The 22,406-nt window shown below is 42.7% G+C and carries 25 protein-coding genes; 16 read left to right on the top strand and 9 right to left on the bottom strand.

Going from position 1 to position 22,406, the window contains the following annotated elements; translation table 11 throughout:
- Positions 1-85: 85 nt before the first annotated feature.
- Genes pstC through phoU form a run of 4 tightly spaced genes read left to right on the top strand, consistent with a single transcriptional unit; the run spans position 86 to position 3,394 of the window.
- Positions 86-1,009 carry a phosphate ABC transporter permease subunit PstC gene (gene pstC, locus RTX25_RS07875; protein WP_312652473.1) on the top strand — a complete coding sequence of 308 codons (924 nt, stop codon included), beginning with the start codon at positions 86-88 and terminating at the stop codon, positions 1,007-1,009.
- Entirely contained in the window at positions 1,009-1,941 is a 933-nt protein-coding gene (gene pstA, locus RTX25_RS07870) for a phosphate ABC transporter permease PstA (RefSeq protein ID WP_397428531.1), read from the top strand. Before pstC ends, pstA begins: the two co-directional genes overlap by 1 nt.
- A gap of 15 nt (positions 1,942-1,956) precedes the next feature.
- A complete protein-coding gene (pstB, locus tag RTX25_RS07865) occupies positions 1,957-2,727 on the top strand; it encodes a phosphate ABC transporter ATP-binding protein PstB (protein ID WP_312652471.1) in 771 nt (256 codons plus the stop codon).
- Between the two features lie 13 nt (positions 2,728-2,740).
- Positions 2,741-3,394 carry a phosphate signaling complex protein PhoU gene (phoU, locus tag RTX25_RS07860; RefSeq protein ID WP_312652469.1) on the top strand — a complete coding sequence of 218 codons (654 nt, stop codon included), beginning with the start codon at positions 2,741-2,743 and terminating at the stop codon, positions 3,392-3,394.
- A gap of 162 nt (positions 3,395-3,556) precedes the next feature.
- Here the strand turns inward: phoU and RTX25_RS07855 are convergent, their stop codons facing one another.
- From RTX25_RS07855 to RTX25_RS07840, 4 genes are all read right to left on the bottom strand, one after another.
- Positions 3,557-3,793 (bottom strand): thioredoxin family protein, encoded by a 237-nt coding sequence (locus tag RTX25_RS07855; RefSeq protein ID WP_312652467.1) that lies wholly within the window; start codon positions 3,791-3,793, stop codon positions 3,557-3,559.
- A 40-nt stretch (positions 3,794-3,833) separates the two neighbouring features.
- Positions 3,834-4,838 carry a permease gene (locus tag RTX25_RS07850; RefSeq protein ID WP_312652465.1) on the bottom strand — a complete coding sequence of 335 codons (1,005 nt, stop codon included), beginning with the start codon at positions 4,836-4,838 and terminating at the stop codon, positions 3,834-3,836.
- A gap of 19 nt (positions 4,839-4,857) precedes the next feature.
- Positions 4,858-5,220 (bottom strand): metalloregulator ArsR/SmtB family transcription factor, encoded by a 363-nt coding sequence (locus RTX25_RS07845; RefSeq protein ID WP_312652463.1) that lies wholly within the window; start codon positions 5,218-5,220, stop codon positions 4,858-4,860.
- Between the two features lie 252 nt (positions 5,221-5,472).
- Positions 5,473-5,919 carry a hypothetical protein gene (locus RTX25_RS07840; RefSeq protein WP_312652462.1) on the bottom strand — a complete coding sequence of 149 codons (447 nt, stop codon included), beginning with the start codon at positions 5,917-5,919 and terminating at the stop codon, positions 5,473-5,475.
- A 414-nt stretch (positions 5,920-6,333) separates the two neighbouring features.
- Here RTX25_RS07840 and RTX25_RS07835 point away from each other — a divergent pair, with 414 nt between their 5' ends.
- The 5 genes from RTX25_RS07835 (at position 6,334) to RTX25_RS07815 (ending at position 10,659) form a co-directional block, all read left to right on the top strand.
- Positions 6,334-6,528, top strand: a complete 195-nt coding sequence (locus tag RTX25_RS07835) for a hypothetical protein (RefSeq protein ID WP_312652461.1) — start codon at positions 6,334-6,336, stop codon at positions 6,526-6,528.
- Between the two features lie 570 nt (positions 6,529-7,098).
- The gene (locus tag RTX25_RS07830; protein WP_312652459.1) at positions 7,099-7,497 is read left to right on the top strand and encodes a hypothetical protein; all 399 of its coding nucleotides are present in this window, start codon (positions 7,099-7,101) and stop codon (positions 7,495-7,497) included.
- An 847-nt stretch (positions 7,498-8,344) separates the two neighbouring features.
- A complete protein-coding gene (locus RTX25_RS07825; protein ID WP_312652457.1) occupies positions 8,345-8,833 on the top strand; it encodes an RNA polymerase sigma factor in 489 nt (162 codons plus the stop codon).
- Positions 8,826-9,779, top strand: coding sequence for a hypothetical protein (locus RTX25_RS07820; protein WP_312652455.1), 954 nt, complete (start codon positions 8,826-8,828; stop codon positions 9,777-9,779). Before RTX25_RS07825 ends, RTX25_RS07820 begins: the two co-directional genes overlap by 8 nt.
- Positions 9,780-10,011: 232 nt before the next feature.
- Positions 10,012-10,659, top strand: coding sequence for a class I SAM-dependent methyltransferase (locus RTX25_RS07815; RefSeq protein ID WP_312652453.1), 648 nt, complete (start codon positions 10,012-10,014; stop codon positions 10,657-10,659).
- Positions 10,660-10,796: 137 nt separating this feature from the next.
- Here RTX25_RS07815 and RTX25_RS07810 read toward each other — a convergent pair whose 3' ends face one another.
- Positions 10,797-11,726, bottom strand: coding sequence for a DMT family transporter (locus tag RTX25_RS07810; RefSeq protein ID WP_312652451.1), 930 nt, complete (start codon positions 11,724-11,726; stop codon positions 10,797-10,799).
- A gap of 165 nt (positions 11,727-11,891) precedes the next feature.
- On the opposite strand from RTX25_RS07810, the gene RTX25_RS07805 reads away from it, so the two are divergent.
- Positions 11,892-12,839, top strand: a complete 948-nt coding sequence (locus RTX25_RS07805; protein ID WP_312652449.1) for a D-2-hydroxyacid dehydrogenase — start codon at positions 11,892-11,894, stop codon at positions 12,837-12,839.
- Between the two features lie 138 nt (positions 12,840-12,977).
- On the opposite strand, the gene RTX25_RS07800 is transcribed toward RTX25_RS07805, so the two are convergent.
- Positions 12,978-13,298: a heavy metal-binding domain-containing protein gene (locus RTX25_RS07800; RefSeq protein WP_312652447.1), complete on the bottom strand. Its 321-nt coding sequence runs from the start codon at positions 13,296-13,298 to the stop codon at positions 12,978-12,980.
- 238 nt (positions 13,299-13,536) lie between these two features.
- Here RTX25_RS07800 and RTX25_RS07795 point away from each other — a divergent pair, with 238 nt between their 5' ends.
- Together RTX25_RS07795 and RTX25_RS07790 are read left to right on the top strand one after the other, a co-directional pair.
- Positions 13,537-14,442 (top strand): ATP-binding protein, encoded by a 906-nt coding sequence (locus RTX25_RS07795; protein ID WP_312652445.1) that lies wholly within the window; start codon positions 13,537-13,539, stop codon positions 14,440-14,442.
- A 60-nt stretch (positions 14,443-14,502) separates the two neighbouring features.
- On the top strand, positions 14,503-14,892 hold the full coding sequence (locus RTX25_RS07790) for a hypothetical protein (protein ID WP_312652443.1): 390 nt from the start codon (positions 14,503-14,505) through the stop codon (positions 14,890-14,892).
- Between the two features lie 94 nt (positions 14,893-14,986).
- Here the strand turns inward: RTX25_RS07790 and RTX25_RS07785 are convergent, their stop codons facing one another.
- The gene (locus RTX25_RS07785) at positions 14,987-15,823 is read right to left on the bottom strand and encodes an aldo/keto reductase (RefSeq protein ID WP_312652441.1); all 837 of its coding nucleotides are present in this window, start codon (positions 15,821-15,823) and stop codon (positions 14,987-14,989) included.
- A 201-nt stretch (positions 15,824-16,024) separates the two neighbouring features.
- On the opposite strand from RTX25_RS07785, the gene mgsA reads away from it, so the two are divergent.
- From mgsA to RTX25_RS07770, 3 genes are all read left to right on the top strand, one after another.
- Entirely contained in the window at positions 16,025-16,435 is a 411-nt protein-coding gene (mgsA, locus tag RTX25_RS07780; protein WP_312652439.1) for a methylglyoxal synthase, read from the top strand.
- A 316-nt stretch (positions 16,436-16,751) separates the two neighbouring features.
- Positions 16,752-17,858, top strand: a complete 1,107-nt coding sequence (locus tag RTX25_RS07775) for an NAD/NADP octopine/nopaline dehydrogenase family protein (protein ID WP_312652437.1) — start codon at positions 16,752-16,754, stop codon at positions 17,856-17,858.
- Positions 17,855-19,513: a cobalamin-dependent protein gene (locus tag RTX25_RS07770; protein ID WP_312652435.1), complete on the top strand. Its 1,659-nt coding sequence runs from the start codon at positions 17,855-17,857 to the stop codon at positions 19,511-19,513. Before RTX25_RS07775 ends, RTX25_RS07770 begins: the two co-directional genes overlap by 4 nt.
- Positions 19,514-19,681: 168 nt before the next feature.
- Here RTX25_RS07770 and RTX25_RS07765 read toward each other — a convergent pair whose 3' ends face one another.
- Positions 19,682-19,882: a PspC domain-containing protein gene (locus RTX25_RS07765; protein ID WP_312652433.1), complete on the bottom strand. Its 201-nt coding sequence runs from the start codon at positions 19,880-19,882 to the stop codon at positions 19,682-19,684.
- Positions 19,883-20,114: 232 nt separating this feature from the next.
- Here RTX25_RS07765 and RTX25_RS07760 point away from each other — a divergent pair, with 232 nt between their 5' ends.
- Positions 20,115-21,860: a phosphoenolpyruvate carboxykinase gene (locus RTX25_RS07760; RefSeq protein ID WP_312652431.1), complete on the top strand. Its 1,746-nt coding sequence runs from the start codon at positions 20,115-20,117 to the stop codon at positions 21,858-21,860.
- A gap of 67 nt (positions 21,861-21,927) precedes the next feature.
- Here RTX25_RS07760 and RTX25_RS07755 read toward each other — a convergent pair whose 3' ends face one another.
- The gene (locus RTX25_RS07755; RefSeq protein WP_312652430.1) at positions 21,928-22,173 is read right to left on the bottom strand and encodes a hypothetical protein; all 246 of its coding nucleotides are present in this window, start codon (positions 22,171-22,173) and stop codon (positions 21,928-21,930) included.
- Positions 22,174-22,406 lie beyond the last annotated feature (233 nt).

Here is a 22,406-nt window from a genome sequence, read left to right as displayed (position 1 = left end):
AAACGACAAGATGATTGAAGGCATTAAAGATGAGAGAGTATTCTCTCATCCTTTGCTTGCGTAAAGAATCAAAAAGGAGATTTCTATGGAGAATCAGACAAAAGTTAGAGAGATGATTCAAAAAAGAGTAAAAGAAAAGAAGCGGATCATGGATAAAATCGTCCCTGGATTTCTGCTCATCATGGCGCTGATATCCGTATTCACGACCTTCGGGATCATCCTGACCCTGATTACTGATGCTGTCAGGTTCTTCAGTGCGGTACCCGTATCTGAAATACTGAGTACGGATCTTGCACCCCTTAATAAAAATCCGAGATTCGGATTCATTCCGCTTCTTGTGGGTACCATTACAACTTCATTTATTGCAATGCTTGTGGCTGTGCCTGTAGGACTTGCCGCGGCAGTCTATCTCAGCCAGTTCGCCTCGGACAAGGTGAGAAAGCTCGTTAAGCCTATGCTTGAAATCCTTGCCGGAATTCCTACGATTGTTTATGGATTCTTCGCCTACTCGTTTGTCACACCGATGCTGATGAATCTCATTCCCGGACTTGAGGCGAAAAATGCGCTGAGCCCTGGCCTTGTCATGGGTATCATGATCATACCCATGGTCGCGTCTTTATCCGAGGATGCCATGAACGCCGTACCGGAAATCATGAAGGAAGGCGCACTCGGGCTTGGCTCAACGAGACTTGAGGTGGCGCTTAAGGTCGTCATACCGGCTGCGATTTCCGGAATCATGGCATCCATCGTTCTTGGCATCTCAAGAGCCATCGGAGAGACCATGATTGTGACCATAGCAAGCGGAAGCTCTAAAGCGTTCACGCTTGATATCACACAGTCCATGCAGACCATGACAGGCTATATCGTGGAGTTCACAAGCGGAGATGCCGCCAGCGGCACCACAGGATACTACAGCCTGTATGCAGTGGGACTCATTCTCTTTCTCTTCACTATGCTGATGAATCAGTTTGCGCATTATATCTCTAAGAAGTACAGGGAGGCATATTGATGGAAGCGAATAAACTGGAAATAAGAAAAGAAAAAGAGATGTCCCGTCCTTTCAAGCTGTCTTTTAAAGCGGACAGAAGACAGATCGGAAGAAGAGTGAAGCTCAGCAGTCTGATCAAAAATCTGTTTGCCTTATCGATTCTCCTCACCCTTCTGGTTCTTGTGTTTCTTCTTTTTGATATCGTAAAGGACAGTATAGGCTGGCTGGATCTTGATTTTCTTCGTGGAAATCTCTCCATATTCCCTGAAAAAGCGGGAATCTTCGGGGCAATCATGGGGACAGTCTACATGATGCTCATCGTTATCCCCGTTACCTTTATTCTAGGCGTTTCAACGGCCATCTATCTCGAGGAATATGCAAAGCCCGGTAAACTAAAAGATTTCATCAACATCAACCTGAGTAACCTTGCCAGCGTCCCTTCAGTCATATTCGGACTTCTTGGACTTGCAGTGTTTTCAAGGCTCCTTGGTCTTGGGGGAAGTATACTGGCCGGTGGCCTCACCATGTCACTACTTGTCCTTCCCATAGTTGTGGTGGCCGCGCAGGAATCGCTTAAAGCAGTGCCCGGATTCCTAAGAGAAGCTTCCTATGCCCTCGGTGCGGATAAATGGACAACGGTGAGTAAGGTTGTCATCCCGGTTGCACTGCCAGGTATGCTGACTGGATTCATTCTAGGCGTTTCAAGAGCCATCGGCGAAACAGCACCTCTTGTGGTTCTTGGTATTCCTACACTCATCATGAAGATTCCGCAGAGCGTCATGGATGACTTTACCACAATGCCCATACAGATCTACTACTGGACCCTTGATACCGTACTCACGCCAGAGTATGCGAATCTTGCAGCAGCAACAATCGTCGTTCTACTTATCGTGCTGTTTCTTTTGAACTCCGTCGCGATATTCATCAGAAATAAATTCGAGAAGAAATTTTAACTTAAAGGAGACGCTATGAATAACGAAAATAAAGAAGCGGTATTTCAGGTCAGAGATCTAAGTCTCTGGTATGGTAGCGCACCCGCCCTGAAGAAAATCAATCTGGATATCTACAAGAACGAAGTCACTGCAATCATCGGTCCTTCCGGATGCGGTAAATCCACCTTCATCAAGACACTCAACAGAATGGTTGAAAATATCCCCATCGTCCGCACAGAAGGGGAGATTCTCTATCACGGAAGCGATATCTTCACGAAGGAGCTTCGTGTGGAGGAGCTGAGAACTCAGGTGGGGATGGTGTTCCAGAAGCCGAATCCCTTTCCTAAATCCATACTGGAAAATGTCCTTTATGCGCCAAAGATCCATGGACTGAAGGACAAGGCGCTTCTCATGGAGATTGCAGAAACAAGTCTCAAGAGTGCAGCTCTATGGGATGAGGTGAAGGACAGGTTAAATGATAATGCCTATGGACTCTCGGGCGGGCAGCAGCAGCGTCTCTGCATCGCGAGAGCTCTGGCTGTTCAGCCTGATGTCATCCTTATGGATGAACCCACATCGGCACTGGATCCCATTGCAACGGCGAAGATCGAAGAGCTCATGGAAAGCCTGAAGAATGAATACACCATTGCCATCGTCACCCACTCCATGCAGCAGGCGGCAAGAATATCAGATAGAACTGCCTTCTTCCTCATGGGGGAGATGATCGAATACGGCGACACCAAGTCGCTCTTTACAAACCCCAGGGACAAGCGTACAGAAGACTACATCACCGGAAGATTCGGCTAAAGGAGAAGATGAGATGACACTGAATAGTATTGAACTGACAATCAGCCACATGAACAACAATCTTCTGAGAATGGGATTTCTTGTGGAAACCCAGATCAGACGCTCCATCAAGGCACTTGTGGAAAATGATCTGAAGCTTGCTGAGATGGTCATAAGAGAAGATATCCACATCAACGATCTCATGAGAGGCATCGAGGATGATGCCATAAGACTCATCGCAACCCAGGGTCCTGTAGCATCGGATCTGAGAAATATCTTCACCATAATCAAGATCGTCACCGATCTTGAAAGAATGGGCGACCATGCCAAGGATATTGCTGAGTTTACCATAAAGAATCATGATCTCAATAAAGATCTCATCAATGAGGATCTTCTTAAACTTACACAGCTGGTTCTTGACTTCATAGCCCAGTCACTGGACAGCTTCGTGGCAAAAGACAAGGATTCTGCGCTTGAGCTTACAAAGCTCGATGATGAGATTGATGTGATGACAGCGGACATCATAAGGAAACTCTTCGACAAGGCAAGTGATGATCCGAGCCTGCTTAAGCTTGCGGGGGATCTGCAGTTTGTCATCAAGTATCTTGAGCGTAACGGGGACCATGCCACCAACATCTGCGAATGGACCATATATATCGTTACAGGGCAATTTAAGGAACTTAATTGACTTAGTGCAGCAGTTCAAAGAGCTGAACTGACACAGGACACTTCAAAGAAGTGAACCAGCTGGTATTTAAGGTTAGCATCTTAAAATCATATCATTGTAATATTTCAGAATATGAAAAGAGCACTGTGAATCTTTACGATCCACAGTGCTTTTTCATAAGGACTATCTCTTCTCGAGAATTTCCTTTATTGCAGCTGGTTTAAGAACTTTTCCGTAGGATACGACCTGTTCGTCGATGACAAGTCCTGGAGTTGACATGATTCCGTAGGATGCTATGTCCTTAAAATCTGTTACTTTGATGATTTCAGCCTCAATACCGAGTTCCTTTAATGCCTCTTCGGTATTTGCTGTGAGGTTTACGCAGTTCTTGCAACCGGATCCTAATACTTTGATTTTCATGTGATGATCTCTCCTTAATATATATTATGATTTGGGTTAACTAAATGAACAGGTAGCTGAAGGCGTTGAAACCATAGCCGATGATGATGATTCCTATGGACACAATGGCAAAGAATATTGCTAGAAGCTTTGGCTTGATGACTTTTGAGAGCATGACGAGGGATGGAAGAGACAGTGCCGTGACACCCATCATGAATGCCAGAGCGGTTCCTAGTCCGACTCCCTTAGTAATTAAGGCTTCTGCTATAGGGAGTGTTCCGAAGATGTCGGCATACATGGGAATACCTACAACGGTTGCCACAAGAACTGACCACCAGTTATCGGCACCAAGCAGTGAAGTGATGAATGTTTCTGGGATATAGTTGTGTATTGCAGCGCCGATTCCGACTCCGATGAGGACATATATCCAGACTTTCTTTATGATGTCCAGAACCTGGTCCTTTGCAAATTCGATTCTTTCTCGTTTTGTCAGAGATTCCTCTTCTGCCGCTTCCATGTTGTTTGCGAAGACAAAGGATTCAACATGGGCTTCAAGCTTCAGCTTGCCGATGATCGTTCCGCCGATGACGGCAAGGACAAGTCCAACAACAACATAGGCAAGGGCAACCTTCCAGTTGAAAATACTGGCAAGAAGAATGACTGACGCAAGATCCACCAGCGGGGAGGATATGAGGAAGGAAAAGGTCGTTCCGATGGGAAGCCCTGCACTTGTGAATCCGATGAATAAAGGGATTGAAGAGCAGGAGCAGAAAGGGGTTATAGTGCCCAGGAGGGCTGCAAGGATATTTGCTGTGATGCCGCTGAAATTTCCGAGGATCTTTCTGGTTCTTTCTGGAGGGAAAAAACTCTGAATATAGGAAATCATGAAGATGAGTGCAGAGAGGAGGATAAAGATCTTCACCACATCATAGATGAAGAAGTGGACACTGGCTCCAAGCCGCTCATTCATGCTGAGACCAAATACATTGACCACAAGGCTCTCCACAAGATCATAGAGCCACTGCATTTTTAAAAGCTGATTATTGATAAATTCAAATATAAACATGAGATTCTCCTTGAAAGCTTTAAGCTAGAATATTTTCATCGATTGCTGTTGGGGTATTGCTGTATTTCCATTTTGTGGAAATTTTATTGTAGTCATTAAGGAGTACAGGATACTTTTCAAGATTTTCAGCAAGATCGGATACGATGTTTTTCAGTACCTCATCATCTTCCCGAAGTTTATAGTAAACATATTTCTCTCTCCTCGTATCCGTGACAAGGCCTAGATCTCTCAGCTTAGACAGCCCTTTTGATACCGTAGGCTGAGTGACATCGAGGATGCCGCTGATTTCGCAGACGCACAGCTCATCAAAATGGATCAGCATGATGATTCTCACTCTTGTTTCATCAGAGAGGGTCTTGAAGATATTCATTAATTCATTCATTTTTTCACTTCCAATCTTTATATGCACATATTCTCATATGGGAATATGATAATACTACTCCTCCCGTTTTACCTTGTCAACGATTGATAAAAAATAACAGACCTTACTGTTCGTTAATCTGGACTGAATCAGAGATTACACCGTAGGAACAGTTTCTGAAAATGCTGATAAGGGCTTGGCGCCATAAGTTATGGAAAAACAAAAAGAGATTCAAATGAATCTCTTTAAAAGAGGTGAATTGATTCTATTGAGTCAGTTTATGGCTTCGAGCTGCAGTTTTTCGGTTTTGCCCTGCCAGCTGACTGTAAGTTCAGCGGAATCACCGGATGTGGGACTAAAGAAATCGGCGTTCATTCTGCTTACAATGTGAAGACTGCCTAAGCTCCGAAGTTCCTGAGGGAACGAGCTCTCAATCTTCATATCGCTTAACTTCAGCTGATATTCTATGGGGCCGATTTTTTCTGCTTCATTTTGCATTTCGTCTTGATCAAACAGATACTGAATAGTCAGGGTGCTGTATATGGACGAGTTTGCCCTAGTTACGGAATAGGTTGCAAGCCATGAATCGCCCTGACCGGAGTAAAAGTGATTAAGAGCAGTTTCTTCTGCACCCTTCCCGGAGGATGTGGAAATCAGCATCAGTACAGCTGCAAACAGGATTAATGTCATGGATGAAATTATGATCAGCGGTTTTTTCATGATTTTCTTCAACCTCATTTCGATGTTTTTTTATTCTTTTCCATATGCTTTGAATTTAAAAATCTAACATAGTATATATACTTTTTATTATACAGGATAATATGTCTAAAATCTCCTGTATCATCAAGAAAACTAACGATCAGATCATTCAGGAGAAGTATCAGGATCTTCATCGGAATTCGGATGAAATTTCAGATCATGATGAGCAAGAGTCTATCTTCTCCCTGAAGGAGGAGATACAATTCTATTATCAGACACGCAGAAAGGTCACATGTCCTATGGACTGATGAAGAAACGGGTTTCGTTTCTGAACGTCTTTTTATATTGACTCTGTATGAAATCTGTGCTGCAAATGGAATACTATCGCAAAATTTAATATAATATAAGTATATAAACATGTACGAAGGTATCCTTATGCCAACCATTCAATCTATAAAGAAAGATATACATTCTTTAGGTTATGCACAAAAAGAAGAGATACTAAGTTATCTGGAAGAAGTAATTACTTTTGGTGCAGTTTCAAAGGAAATCACTAACAATATCAAGGAGTCCAGATTCTCCAAGGGGAAAGTCTGTCCGCATTGTTCTCATGAAGAAGTTTCCAGGTAGGGAAATACAAAAACAAACAAAGATACATCTGCAAGTCCTGCAGGAACATTTACGGATTTACCTTGTCCCCAAAGCATAACAGCAGGTATGATGTAGATATATGGTTGCATTTCGCAAAGTGCATAATTAATGGATATTCCATCCGCCAGACAGCAGATGAAGTAGGAATCAATCCTATCACTGCTTCTTCTGGAGACATAAGATACTGGATGCACTTCGTGCTTTTATGGGTGTAGGCAGCGTAGGTGGAGTCGTAGAAGTAGATGAGCTCTTTTTCAGAGAATCTTTCATGGAAAATCATAAGAAGAGCAAGGTGTTAAAGATGCCACGCACATCCCGAAAGCGTGGGCTAAAGGGTAAAAACAGCTCTAAAGTCAAAAGGAAGCGAGGAATATCTTCTGAGCTTGTTTGTGTTGTCTGTGCAAAAGACAGAGTGGGAAATATCATCACTGAATTGACTTGTAAAGGAAGAATGAGCGATACACAGAATCAAAGATTTTAAAGGAAGGGGGCAAGTTTATATATAAGCACTGGTTCAGCCAACAAAATTATTATGTAGGAGGTGTATTAGTGAAAAAAATTATTGTAATGTTATTAGCCGTATTATTGCTATTTGGATGCACTAATAAAGAAAAGACTGCTGAAAAACATGGTGAAGGAATTTCAGTCGAAATTGGCGAGATTGACAATATTCGATATGTAAGTATTAGGGTTTATATGGAAGAGTTACCTTTCAGTGATTTCTCCACTTACAAGGAAGATGGTTCTTTCAATAATGGTGAAATTATTTGGTTTGATGTTCCTATCTCTCAGAGTGATTATTCTCAAGAGATTGAAGTAATTTACAGTAATAATCCAGATGGAAGCGACTCAGCCACTTCTAACAGGATTGATATTACGGAAGCAAAAGAATGGGTAAATACAGAATTAAATGATAAACTACAACTGGAGTTGTCTGATTTTAAGTAACAAGTTTATTTGTTGAACTTTCTTTGTATTAACAATTTGGAAAAAACATCATTAAATAATATTATATAAATCAATTGAAGCATCAAAAAAGTGATTCAAATTTAATCCCTTATTTGATGGCTTATTTTCAACACTATTCTCATACAGAGCCTTTATATCAGTGCATGGTCCTGAAGGGGATTGTAATTCAATTAGAGGGGTTCCCCTTTTCTGATGATTAAGACCTCTTAATAAACCAAATAAGAGCATATATAGAGTATGGTGCTTTGAAGATATACCAACAATTGAGCAGTGAATCTTCTAACGTATATTTCCAGTAAATAATTTTTTGAGAATAGGATTAGAATCCCGAAGAAGTTCGGGGGTTTAATGTCAGTATCTATGATAAGATTAATTTAAAAGAATTTCAGGAGTTGAAGAATGAAATCTAAAAATGATATTCTAGACAGTTTCATCGAAGTTGTTATTTATTCGTTAATTCAATGGATATTAATATCAGGATTGATGACTAACAGGGCATCATGGTTAGGATTTATGTTCTTTTTTTTGTCCATATTTTTACACACCAGTATTTTTAGTAATCTAAAAATGCGTTTTACAAATAAAAAGATTTTAATATACACATTCATTAGTTTGAATATGGTTTTCAGCGTACTATTTTTGTTGTTATTAGGCTATTTTGAAATAAAGCTTATCCCTTTCTCATTGTAAAGTGCATTTCAGTTAAATGAGAGATCAGCATTTACTGTTTCCATGAAGATTGCTTCAGAAAAGAAAAATATTTATTCAATCCCTGTGTCTTTTTAGAAGGGCACAGGGTATTACTTATACAGGGAGGAGGGAAGAGATGCAGAATTCCAAGGGTACTGATTCGAAAATCGATGAGATCATCGATAAATACTACAATATGGTCTATAAACTGGCGTACGCAAGAACCAGAAACAGTTACGATGCGGAAGATGTTCTTCAGGAAGTATTCTTAAGGTACATCAGGAAGATCCCCGACTTTGAAAATGAGGTGCATGAAAAAGCCTGGTTTTTAAGAGTCACCATCAACTGCAGCAACAATCTCTTTGCCGATTTCTCTAAACGGAAGAGTGCATCATATATCGAAAACACCCTCGGTATGACAGATGATGAGAAAATTCTGGATGAATACCTTGATAAACTCCCTAAGAAGTATCGGACGGTCATCCATCTATTCTATTATGAAGATCTTAAGATCCTGGACATCGCGAGGCTCATGGATCTTAAGGAGTCCACAGTCAAAATGCATCTCACAAGAGCACGAAGACTCCTGAAAGGATATATGGGAATGGAGGCAGAAAATGTTTGAAGAGAAGTACAGGTCATTATTTGAAAAAATCGATGGAAATGAAGAACATAAAGAAAAAGTGAGAAAGCTTATGCAGAAGGAGCGGACAATGATGGAAAACGGAAGTGGAAAAAACAGCAGATATGATCGCAGAACAGCAAGGTATGTCGCGGCATCAGCGGTGCTGCTCGTAACGTCTTTTGCCCTATTTAAGATGCTGGGAACAGGAGACGCTAAAAGTCCAATAGCAGAAGGTGAAACACCACCTGCAGTTGTCGAAAAGCCTGAAGATACAGCTGTCCTATACAGCAGTCTTGACTTTGCTGAGATTTCAGAGGTCAACGTACCGGAAGAAACCGATGGGATGACAGGTAAGATTGCCGCATTTACAGAAGATATTCTCAGCGAAGGCAGTGCTGTTATAAAGGCAACTGTCACAGCGGTCAGATTCAAAGAGTATCAGTATGTCATAAAAGCCGGTGAAGGAGAAGAAGATGATCTTAAGGATACAAGGCAATCCGTCATCTATGAAGTCATGGTGGACAAGCTCTATCACTCCGATGGGTCCATTACAGAAGGTGAGACTCTTGTTATTGAAAATGATCTCTATACCTATACTTCACTTGCCAGCAGCGTAGAGAAGCTCAGTTCAGGCAGACAGTATATTCTGGCACTTCATGAAAATGAAGGAGAAGTCTATATTCCTCAAGAGGGTGAAGAAGTGGAAGGGTCAACAGCACGTGAAAGCAGACTGAGCGTTCTCTATCCTTTCACATCTCAGATTGAAATCACAAATGATGGTCAGTACCTCTTCCCAGATCACTGGGTCTCCCTTGTCAATGAAAAGGCAAAAACAGTGACCATGGATGTAGAAGGATTCGGCTACTATGGTGAAATGAAACTGAGAGATGATGAGGATTTTGAATCTGATTTTCAGAGTATCGTGGACACCTACTTAGGCAAATAGAAAAGATCATGAAAAAGAAGACTGAAGCATATGCTTAAACCCTGTGATACGGAGTTTATGAGCTCATTCAGTCTTCTTTTTATATTTTTTGTGAACCTGAATAATCCGGGTGTCCGCAGAGATAGGCAGATTCTGTGGACTGATCCGAAATGAAAACTCAATATTTCATGTTATAATCTGAAAATATCATTCAGTAGAATGATACGAGTCGACGATGGAGGGGGTCAGCCGGATGAATACATGTAAAATCTGCAATGCGGAGACGGAAAGTTTTGTTCAGGATATTTTCAGGGTCACCTATCACAGCTGCCCGAGCTGCGAGTTCATCTACAAGGATGAAGGAGACCTGGTTTCAGAGGAAGCGGAATTTGAAATCTATGAAACCCATGAGAACTCCATTGAGAATGAGGGGTATGTATCCTATCTCAAGCGCTTCCTTGATCATGCAGTACTTCCGTTCAAAAATGGAGAGAATAAGGTGCTGGATTTCGGCAGCGGTCCCACGCCCGTCCTATCGATGGTCATGGAAAGAGACTACGGATTCAAGGTGGACATCTATGATCTGTTCTATGCACCTCTGAAGATTTATGAGGGGAAAACCTATGATGTTGTGACCTCCGTAGAAGTGGTGGAACACCTGGCCGAACCGCTGGTTCAGTTTGAAATACTGAAAAATATACTGAAAGATGATGGCATTCTGGCCATTCAGACTCAGTTTCATCCAAGAGATATGGATGAGTTCAGGAAATGGCACTATATGAGAGACAGGTCCCACATCGCTTTCTATACCAGAAAAACCATGGAAAAGATTGCGGAAATCATGGAGCTTGATCTGATCTACTGTGATGTTGTGAGATACACAACCTTCAGAAGAAAATGAGCACTGAAAGAAAGGACTTACCTGGTGCAAAATATAATCATCCGATAAAATAATAGTCCCATCAGAGCAGTTTTCTGCCTGATGGGACTATATTCGTATAGATCATATTGAATACTTCAGGCAAAGGATTGCTTGTTCTAGACATGTGGCTGTTGGGCTGCTTTATGATGAGCCTTCGCAAAGTAGTTGGTACCGATGACACCGATGATGATGAGCACGGCTCCGATGATCTTAAATCCTTCAAGAGTCTCTTTTAGAATCAGAACTCCCGCGAGAATGGAGATTACCGTGCCAAGGTGATTGAAGATGCTCATCCTTGAAGCTTCCAGCCTTGTCAGGGCAAAGTTTGAAAGAAGAGAAGTACCAAGTGTCGACAGGATACCCAGAAACATGACGCCAATAAGAAAGGAAGGGGTCATAAGAGGCGTAAAATAATCATTTATTCTTCCTTCTGCAAGATGCATGATCACATTGATGGTGCTGAAAATGATGAAACCTGCAGTGATGGCCACTGAGGTGAGCTTGAGAAAGCTGTGGTCTCTTATCTTCTTCCTGATGAGCACGATATTTGCTGCTGAGGACAGACTGGACAGGAGAAGAAGAACATATCCTGCAAGGCTTCCTCTGGAGAGGTCCGTGCCTTTCATGACCGAGATATAGATGACGCCTGATAGGGAAATCAGCATGAAGATCTTCTGCATGGATTTTGTTTTCTCCTTCAGGATGACTGCGGCAAGGAGCATGGTCAGAAGAGGCGTTGTCGCCTGAATGATTGCAGCCTCGGAAGAAAACACTTTCTGAAGTCCGAGAATCTGGAGAGAGAAAAACAGCAGAGGGTAGAAGAGCGATAAGGGGAGAATCGAGAGAATCTCCTCTTTCTTCAGTCTGAATTTAAAGAATCCGAACATTTTAAGGATGATGAGGGCAAGAAAAGAAAAGGTGAATCTGTGGGCAAGCACTGCCCATGGGGACGCGGTCGTCAGCGTGACCTTGTTTGCAAGAAAAGAAAAACCTATGATCACTGCCATGGACACAGCGGCCAGGTATGCGGAAGTTTTTTCGTTCACTGCTTTCATCCCCTTCAGTTTTGTTCATTATACTGATTATATCAAAAGCGTATAGACAATTGTTAAGATTATGAAGAAATGGTCAATCTTGAAAAGATGAACGAAGGTTTCTCTTTCGTTATGTTAAAATGGTAGAAAGCATAATAACAGACAGAGGTGAAATATATGATATTAAACTGTATGCCAGTTGAGATCCTGAGCAGAGAAGAAGCGGACAGGCTTCGGGAACTCACAGGTGCAGACATTAAAGATGTGGACAACATCAAAGACCATGTGGATATTTTAGATGAGGTAGAAGCCATCATTCCGCCATGGAGATTCAAGGCAGAAGAGCTTGCACTCATGAAGAACCTGAAATGGGTTCAGGCGTTCAGCGCCGGAGTGAATACCTACCCTTTGGAGGAAATCAGGAAAAGAGACATTCTTCTCACCAATTCAAGCGGCGTTCATGCGCCTCAGATGACAGATCATATTATGGGCATGATCCTGGCTTTTTCAAGAGGGCTTATTCCAAGCATACGTGAGCAGAAAGAGAAGAAGTGGTCAGTGGATTTCTCCCTGAGTGAGCTCACAGACAAGGAAATGCTCATTGTCGGAGCTGGAAGCATCGGAAAAGTACTGGCCAGGAAGGCCAATGCTTTTGATATGAAGGTCATCGGACTGAAAAGAACGGTTGAAGAGCTTCCATATTTTGATAAGGTCCTTCCCCTTGAAGATCTTAGGGAGGCTATGAAATCAGCTGATTATGTGGTCATTCTTGCGCCTCTGACAAAGGATACAAGAGGACTCATTGGAAAAGAGGAGCTGGCCTTAATGAAAAAGGATGCCGTGCTCGTGAATCTTGCAAGGGGGCCATTAGTGGATGAAAAAGAGCTGATTCTTGCGCTTCAGGAAGGAAGAATCCGTGGAGCTGGACTTGATGTGTTTTCAAGAGAACCTCTTCCTGAAGAAAGCCCACTGTGGGATCTGGATAATGTGATCCTTACACCCCACATGGGCGGATTCAGCGATGGTTCCAATGAGCGCTCACTTAAACTCATCGCAGAAAACATCAGGCGCTTTCAAAATAAAGAGGAACTCCTCAATGAGGTGGATCTCACATTAGGATACTAGGCTTAAGGATGAGGGAAATAGGGCAGCGGGCCGAAAGAATCCTATAGACTTAGAAAAGACAGAGGCACATGGAAATCAATCCATGTGCCTCTGTCTTTTCAGCATAGCCTTATTAATGAAGAATATTAACCGATGTCTTTATTCGACGACGACTGCTGTTCCTGATGCGGTGACCATAAGCATTCCGTTATTCTGACCCAGTGTCTCATAATCGATCTTTACGCCGATGACTGCATTGGCACCCAGGCCGTAGGCTCTTTCTTCCAGTTCTCTTAAGGCGTTGATTCTTGCCTCGATGAGCTCACTCTCGTAAGTCTTGCTTCTGCCGCCGAAGAAATCTGAGATTCCCGCTGTGAAGTCCTTGATGAAGTTGATTCCCGAGATGACTTCCCCGAACACAATTCCCTTATAGGCGATGACTTTTTTTCCTTCTACAGCATTGGTTGTTGTAATAACCATAATTACATTCCTCCTACATTAATATCTGATTTCATTATAAATCTATCATTTAACAAATGCATATTTTTAATGGAACTTTAACGAGATTTTTGAAAAGATCGCCTTTTGCCGCAAGTTTTCACCCTGGAGGATTTTCATTCAAATGCTATAAGGCTGAACATTTTTATGCTATAATCTAAAATTGTATTAAATGTAATAAATGAAAACTGTTATCAGTAAAATAAAGAGGTGTATATAGATGAGTATTGCAGGAGAAGGATGTGAAATCCTCGTACCTTTCAGTGAAAGAAAAACACTGGAGGAAGTGGAAAGAAGCCTGACCACAACATACAAGAGAAATATATGGGGTAAATTCATAAAGGCCATCAACGATTATGAGCTGATCAAAGATGGCGACAAAATTGCTGTGGCTATATCAGGAGGTAAGGACAGTCTGATTCTCGCCAAACTTTTCCAGGAGCTGAAAAAGCATAAGAAGAACAGCTTTGAAGTGGAATTCATCGCCATGGATCCCGGTTACCACAAGGAAATCAGAAAACTTCTTGAAGAGAACTGCGCATTCCTGGAGATTCCGGTGAAGATCTATGAATCGGGCATCTTCAATGTCATCGATAAAATCGCAAAGGATTATCCCTGCTACATGTGTGCAAGGATGAGAAGAGGCTCTCTCTACGAGTTTGCTCAAAGCCTTGGCTGCAACAAGCTTGCTTTAGGACATCACTTCAATGATGTTATAGAGACTGTGATGCTTAACGTCATCTACGGAGGAACCTTCAAATCCATGCTTCCGAAGCTCAAAGCCCAGAACTTCGAGAACATGGAGATCATAAGACCTCTTTATCTTGTGGAGGAAGACAACATCAAGAACTGGATTCAGGGAGCAGGAATCTGGCCACTGAACTGTGCCTGCATGGTGTCTGCGAAGAAGATCGGGAACAAGAGATATGAAGTGCGTGAAATGATCAAGAATCTGAAGACCCAGAATAAAGATGTGGATAAATGCATCTTCAGATCTCAGGAGAATATCCAGATGGATTCAGTTGTAGGATGGAGAGACAAGAAAGGCGAAAAGCACTCCTATCTTGAATTCTATGATGACGAAGAAATGATGTTTGACACAGATGAATACACTCCTATGGAGTAGAACCGCTAAATATGATAAAATCTAACCATCGTAAAAATATAAGAATTTGAGGAGAGATACATGATGAAGATGGCTTTTGTTTGTAACGGCAGCAGCACTCGTGCACAGCTTGCAGCATCCATTGCAAGGGAATATTTCAAGGACGCTGAGATTGTGGCTGCAGGAAGTATCGAGGAAGAAAAGGACGAGATGGCGAAGAAGGTTCTGGCAGAAGATGGAATTAAAACGGATGATCTTACGCTGAAAACTCTTTTCGATCTGGACTTCGACATGAACTACGCAGTGGTTGTCGGCTGTGATGAGGGAGGATGTCCTCTGGTATTTGCAGACAAGGTCATTGAATGGGACTTCATCGAAAATCCTAAAGGGAAGGGCGAAGAAGCTTATCGCCTAGCCAAGGATCAGCTGAAGGAAGAAATCAAGAAGTTCTACATGGAAACCATCGCCTAAAATGATGATCTGAAGCAGAAGAAGGTGCAGCCCGTTATGGGTGCACCTTCTTTTTGAATGACCAGCCACTTTAATTTTTCAGATACGGTGATGTCTATTCAAAACCGTTCATGAACGTATCAGGGTCTGCGCTCAGTCTTCTGTTTTCGTTATGGGCATCGATCTTCTTCATGTCCTCTTCTGTGAGTTCAAAGTCGAAGATATCGATGTTTTCTTTAATTCTGGATGGGGTTACCGACTTCGGAATCGCAAGGACGCCGTTCTGATGATGCCATCTCAGAATGATCTGTGCAGGAGACTTGCCGTATTTATTGCCGAGGCTCACGAAAAGCTCTGCTTCCAGATCTCCCTTACCCTGCATAAGAGGTCCCCAGGCTTCCACCTGAATGCCCTTATCTTTGCAGAAGTCCAGGATATCCCTCTGGTTCATGAGAGGATGAAGCTCGATCTGATTCATGGCAGGAACGATTTCTGTCTCCGCCATGAGCTCTTCAAGATGATGGATGTGGAAATTGCATACTCCGATGGCTCTGACTTTCTTATCACTGTAGAGCTTCTCCAGAGCCTTGTAAGACTCCACAAACTTGTCCTTGCCAGGCCAGTGAATAAGATACAGGTCCACATAATCCGTATCCAGTTTCTTCAGGCTTGTTTCAAAAGCTTCAAAAACCGAGTCATAGCCCTGGTCGGTATTCCATAATTTTGTTGTAAGGAAGATTTCTTCTCTTTTCAGTCCGCTTGCCTTGATTGCGCGACCTACGCCCTCTTCATTTCCGTAGATGGCTGCAGTATCGATCAGCCTGTAGCCTGCCTCAAGTGCTTCAAGAACCGATCTGAAGACTTCATCGCCTTCCTTGACCTTGAAGACACCGAATCCGAGACTGGGTATTTCTATACCGTTATTGAGTTTCCATATTGGGACATTTGTCATGATAGACCTCCTTAATACGTTGAAATTGCTCTATCTCTATTATAATCAAAAAATCACACACAAAATGAAGTAAATGTAAATTCTGTATGAGAAACACAATACTCAGTAACGGTTTCCCTTTACTTCGTAGGGCGGACTATGTGATATAATTCAATTAGATATACCCTGTTTTTTGGGGAATAACACTTTGGAGGGAAAATTATGAATGGTGCGATGATTGCCCATGACAACATGAAAGATGACCTGGTTTTATTTACCCTGAAGCATAAAAAGCTGCTTCAGAAGTTCAACCTCTATGCCACAGGTACAACGGGGAAAAGACTCATCGATGAGACAGGGCTTGATATCCACAGGCTTCAGTCCGGACCTATTGGTGGTGACCAGCAGATCGGTGCACTGATCGCAGAAGGAAAGATCATGTTTGTCATCTTCTTCAGAGACCCCCTGACCGCGCAGCCTCATGAACCTGATGTTCAGGCGCTCCTTCGGCTCTGTGATGTACATAAGATTCCCATAGCCACCAACATCACCTCTGCAGAAATCATCGTCCATTATCTGGAGAGACTCATCACAGGAAGCAAAGTCACCGAGCACGTTGAGTTAAGTGAATAGAATATTTCTATTTAGTGAACATAGTATGAATGAAACTTGAATAACGAGAAATTGTAGCGCTTCTTTCCTACCGTAAAAAGGCGGAAAGAGGCGTTTTTCTTTTATTTATGTTAAATAATTAAGTTTAAAAATAAAAATATGTAAACTGAGTGAATTTTAAGCAAATTGCAAGGGAGAATCAAGTATAATTAGATTATATCGATTACAATTCGGATATGAACACATAAAAGTGTAATAAAAAGAGGATATCCTCTACCAATCAGAATATATATTCTGACTGACCCAAAATAATGAGCATTAATAAGGAGGTAGAATGATGAGAGTAGGAATAATCGGAGCAGGAAATTCAGGGCTGGCCATGGCCGCTCATCTGAGCTTTTTAGGAAACAAAGTGTATCTTTGGAATAGAAGCGAAGACAACATCACAGATCTGATCAAAGCGAAAAAAGTGGAAGCAATAGGCGTACTTGTGGGTGAATTCAGACTTGAACAGGTCACCTCCGTCATGAGAGAAGTAGTCGAATGTGCAAGGGTCATTTTTGTGACGACACCTGCCACGTCCCATAAGGAACTGGCTAAGCTTATGGCACCATACCTTACCGACAGACATATCGTCATTCTCAATCCGGGCAGAACTTTCGGGGCAGTGGATTTCAAGGATGAACTCATAAGAAACGGCAATCTCTCCAGTGTTAGCATCCTGGAAACTCAGACCATCATCTACACCTGCAGAAAACTGTCTCAGACTAAGGTCAATATCATTGCACTGAAGAGAGATGTGCTGATATCCACTTTCAGTGGAGAGGACATCGAGGAGATCATGTCGAGAATTCCGGATGAACTGAACAAGTTCTATAAGATTACAGACAGCATGGTGGAAACCTCCATCGGCAACGTAGGAATGATTCTTCATTGCGCACCGATGCTGCTGAATACCGGGTGGGTGGAATCGCCCCATAAGTTCAAGTACTACCGGGAAGGCATCTCAAGAACTGTGGCAGACTTCATCGAGAAGATTGACAGGGAAAGACAGGAAGTCGCAAAGCTTCTCAATCATCCCGTAATCTCCGCGAAAGAATGGCTTCAGCACTCCTACGATATCACCTGCGACAGTCTTTATGACTGCATCCAGTCCAATGCTTCCTATGAAGAAATCTTTGCACCGGCAAATCTTCAGTATCGGTATATCTTCGAGGATATTCCTTACGGACTTGTTCCTCTGGAAAGCATGGGTAAAGATCTGGGGCTTGAGATGAAGAATACGGAAATTGTCATCAACCTTGCCAATGCTCTGCTTGATGTGGATTTCAGAGCTTTAGGCCGTACGGCCGGAAAGCTCCATTTCGACTACAAGAAACTGATGAAAGGCGTTACGGCAGAAGATCTGGTAGAAAACACAAAGAAAGAGGAGCTGATTTTTTGAACAGAAAGATGATAGTTGCATCCATAGGAAACTGTGTGCATGCAGCGGGTATATATAATTTCAGCGTTATGGCAAGAAGTGAAGGCTATAACGTGGAGTACATGGGTTCAGCCGTTCCGCTGAAGGAACTGGTCGGTGGGATCATCGAATTTGAACCCCATATTGTGGCACTGAGCTACAGACTGTCTGAAGAAGGAGCCTTCTATCTCCTGAAGGAGCTGGAAGGGATCATTAAGGAAAACGGCTTTGAAGACATCGTCTTCATTTTCGGAGGTACGGTAGAGACGGCAAAGGCGGCGAGAAAATTCGACTACATCAAGAAAGTGTTTGACGGAAGTGAAGAGAAGGCCGAGAGCATCATCTATTTAAGAAACATTGAAAAGGGTGTGGTGGAAGATGTCATGCCTCCACAGACCTTAAGAGAAAGAATCGAATGGAAGAAACCTTTCCCTGTCATCAGGCATCATATCGGACTGGAAACCATAGAAGATACCTACAGGGACATCAAGGTTCTTGCAGAGAGCAGACTTCTTGATGTCATCTCCCTTGCCCCGGACCAGAACTGCCAGGAGTACTACTTCCATCAGGATGAAATGCCCAAGGGAGAAGACGGAGCAGGCGGCGTGCCCATAAGAAATGAAGATCACCTGAGAATGATGTATGAAGCAACAAGATACGGAAACTTTCCTCTTATGAGATGCTACTCCGGAACAAGGGATGTCTATCCGTTCTCGAAGATCCTGAAGGATACCGTGAACAATGCCTGGGCAGCCATACCGCTGACGTGGTACAGCCAGCTCGACAGAAGATCGGAAAGAGAACTGCTGACTGCGATAAAAGAAAATATGGAAGCCATAAAATATAATGCGGAAATGGGTGTTCCTGTGGAGATGAATGAAAGTCATCAGTGGGCACTAAGGTACTGCTCTGATGTCATCGAAGTCGCCATCAGCTACATCACAGCCAAGGTTGCAAAGAGCCTCGGTGTAAAGGATATGGTCATGCAGTACATGCTGGCGAATCCCCCATCCATCTCTCCGATGATGGATCTTGCCAAGATGCAAGCGAAGATCGATCTCATGGGCGAGCTTGAGGATGATACCTTCAGCATCATCAGAATGGTGCGGACAGGACTTCTTGCCTACCCTGCAGATATGGACAAGGCCAAGGGGCTCATTGCCTCCACCATGTTCTACGGATCGTTCCTGAAGCCCGACATCGTGCATGTGGTTTCCTATTCGGAAGCCGTCATGAGGGCAACCAGCAAGGAAATCCTTGAGAGCGTCCGGATCGTGAACAAGTCCATGGAAATTGCGGAAAGAGGTCTTCTTGAAAATCTTCATGAAGACAGGAAGTTTAAAGCAAGACTTGAATATCTGAAATCGGAAGTAAGATATCTTCTGAATGAAATCGCAAAGCTTAAAGATGTGGAAGATCCGCTTTCCGATCCTGAAGTGGTCTATCTTGCCATAAGAGAAGGACTTCTGGATGCACCAGGTCTTAAGGGCTTCAGCGTAGCACAGGGTAATTTCAGAACAGAAATCCATGAGGGCTATCATGTCACTGTAGATGATGACGGAACCATTCTCGATGAAGAGAACCGGATCAGAAGAGTCCGTGAACTGGCAAGAAAGAGAAGCAAGGCCACCATCTGACGGGAACTGTCGGATAAACATCTTTAAGAGTTTCGCTTAAAAACCGTTTTAAAGATATTTCGGAATTTAAAATGCATATAAAAACATCCTCGCATCTGATGAACAGATGGGAGGATGTTTTATAACAGGTTGGATGATCGGGGGTTAATATTGCCATGACAGGTCATGTTATTGCCTGTTATCCGCGCTTGGCATGATCAGAGCACAGATGATGTAGATGATCACAGAAGGACCAGGCAGCAGCGAGAACAGGAGGAATCCGACTCTAAGGAGTGTAGGGTCAATGTTGAAGTACTCGGCAAATCCGCCGAGAACACCGAAAAGCCATCTGTTGGTGGATGATTTGGTCAATACTTTTTTCTGATTCAATGTCTGCACCTCTTTCTAATTTCTGATTTGCTCTCATTCTAGTTCACGCAAATTAAAGAACGATGAAAAGAGCATGAAAGTCTGGTAAAAATTGAGCTTTTTTTTGTGATATCACTTTAAAACTAACGAAATATTATCCTAAATGATGTATACTGTATAACATAGCATAAATTACTACATTCAAAAATAAACCCTAAAAAATGTAAAATCTGTAACGGTAAAGGAGAATCCAATGAAGAAAGAATTTTCACTCAGTAATGGTAAAGCCATGATAAATTTCTCGGCGAAGTATTGTGATACTATTGAGAAGATCTTAGAGTCCGACTCATTCAGAAGAGTCACGGTAACTTATCTTGAATCCATAGCCAGAAGAAATACACAGAATTACAAAAAGCTCATTGCCCTGTATGAAGGAATCACCATAAGTGAACTGACGGACAGGCTTGTGGAAGTGATGAAGCTTCTCACACTGTTCAGCGGAGAAGAAGTGATCAAGATCCGTAAAGACTATGAATGTCTTCTTAAGGATCCTGACTGGTTTACTGCTGTCGTTGAGGATTTCTATGCGTACTGGCGTAGAATGGAAAGATATTCCGTCATTCAGAACAGAAGAAGCACCGAAGGGCTTGCCCAGACAAGCTTCATTGAAGCCAACAATAAATTTACCAATCTGATTCTCGAGCTCTACAGAAAAATCGAGAGAAACGTATCAGGCATCGAACCGAATGTCTACAGACAGGTTCCGGCTGGTGTCAATGCCGGTGTCATCCTTCAGGAAACCGTGTGGCCGATTCCAAGAGGCTACGAAATCTTAAGCGATGTACCGTTCATTTCCTCCATCGTCATGGATTCCCCGTTTATTTCCTATCCTAAAAAGAATACAAGAGACGGAATCTTCCAGGAAGCAAAGAGCAATCCCATCGATGATGCTTACATCAACAAGGATCACTTCTTCTGCTATCCCGCAAAGATCGGCAAGCTGGTTGCGTTCCTTTATTTCCACAGAGATCTTATGGCTCACGGCATCTCTCTTTCCAACCTCTTCGAGATGGCAAGAGAAGAAGAGTATGTCGGAAGAAAGCCTGATATCGTCTATATTTTCGGCGGCAAGAGCAGTGACCCGAATGTGGGCAATGTTTTCTTTGACGACAAGAAAAATGACATTATGCTTGGATTTGTACCATACAGTGAAGAAATCGACTACTTCGGCTATATGAAGAAAATGAGTCTGACTCTGCACAACCTCATCATGATCAAGAGAGGAAATCTTCCGCTTCATGGAGCGATGGTCAACATCAACATGAAGAACGGAAAATCCGCAAATGTCGTCATCATCGGAGATTCAGGTGCCGGTAAGTCGGAATCCCTTGAAGCGCTGAGAAGTCTTTCCGAAGACCATATCAGCGATATGACCATCGTCTTTGACGATATGGGCTTCTTCACTCTGGAGCAGGGCAAAGTCATGGGATTCGGTACAGAAATCGGAGCCTTCGTCAGACTGGATGATCTGGATCAGGGATATGCCTTCAAGGAAATCGACAGATCCATCTTCATGAATCCGGATAAGACCAATGCAAGGCTCGTTATGCCGGTTGCCACATATAAGGAAATCGTCAAGGGCTACGCAGTGGATCTCTTCCTTTATGCCAACAACTACAGAGTGCTTGAGGAAGGCGAATCAGGTGTCACATATTTCAAGGATGCCGAAGAAGCGAAGGAAGTCTTCCGTTCCGGAAAGAGAATGGCAAAGGGTACAACCACAGAAAGCGGACTTGTAGAATCCTATTTTGCAAATCCGTTCGGACCTCTTCAGAAGAGCGAGGATACGGACAAGCTTCTGGATATCTACTTCAAGGCGCTTTTCCAGTCAAATGTTAAGGTTGGAGAGATCTATACCCAGCTGGGTGTCCACGGCAAAGAAAAGAGCGGTCCTAGGGACGCTGCCATGGAGCTCTTCAAGGAAATTACAAGTCTATAAATCTGAAGAAAACAGAAGAGGTATTTCCCGGACTTTCGGGAAATACCTCTATTTTTAAATTTCTTTCTTACTTGTCCTGTAGAAGCTTGTCTGGATTGCGTTTTTCCACTTCTTCGATATCCACATCAGGATGGTTTCTTACATTCTTCACTTCACCGTCGATGGGATCGACATACTCTGTTTCAAACTCGGATATGACAAGATTCTTATCCTTCAGGTCCTGACAGTCGTATTTGTTCATGTTTTCCGCTTCGAAATGGGATTCTGCGTCGTCAAATTTTCCTTCTTTGAACTGTTTTTCTTTTTCCTTCATGACATCATCTCCTTGAGAAATCGTTTATATATAATCATCATACAACAGCTTCAGTGTTTTTCCTATAGGTTTTCATTGAGATTAACGGATTGTTCCAAATCATGGTATTCCTCTCTTCCAAACTCTATAAATGAGAGGATGACGGAGTCAGGATACATTATTTTCCCCTGAAATTCACGCTAGTGTAAAATTATTGTAGGAAAAATAAAAGAGAATAGAACCCCGTATGATAT

It is taken from the genome of Proteiniclasticum sp., assembly GCF_032054185.1.
GTDB lineage: Bacteria > Bacillota > Clostridia > Clostridiales > Clostridiaceae > Proteiniclasticum.
Note: the sequence above shows the minus strand (reverse complement) of the source record. Positions and strands in the feature narration are given on the sequence as shown.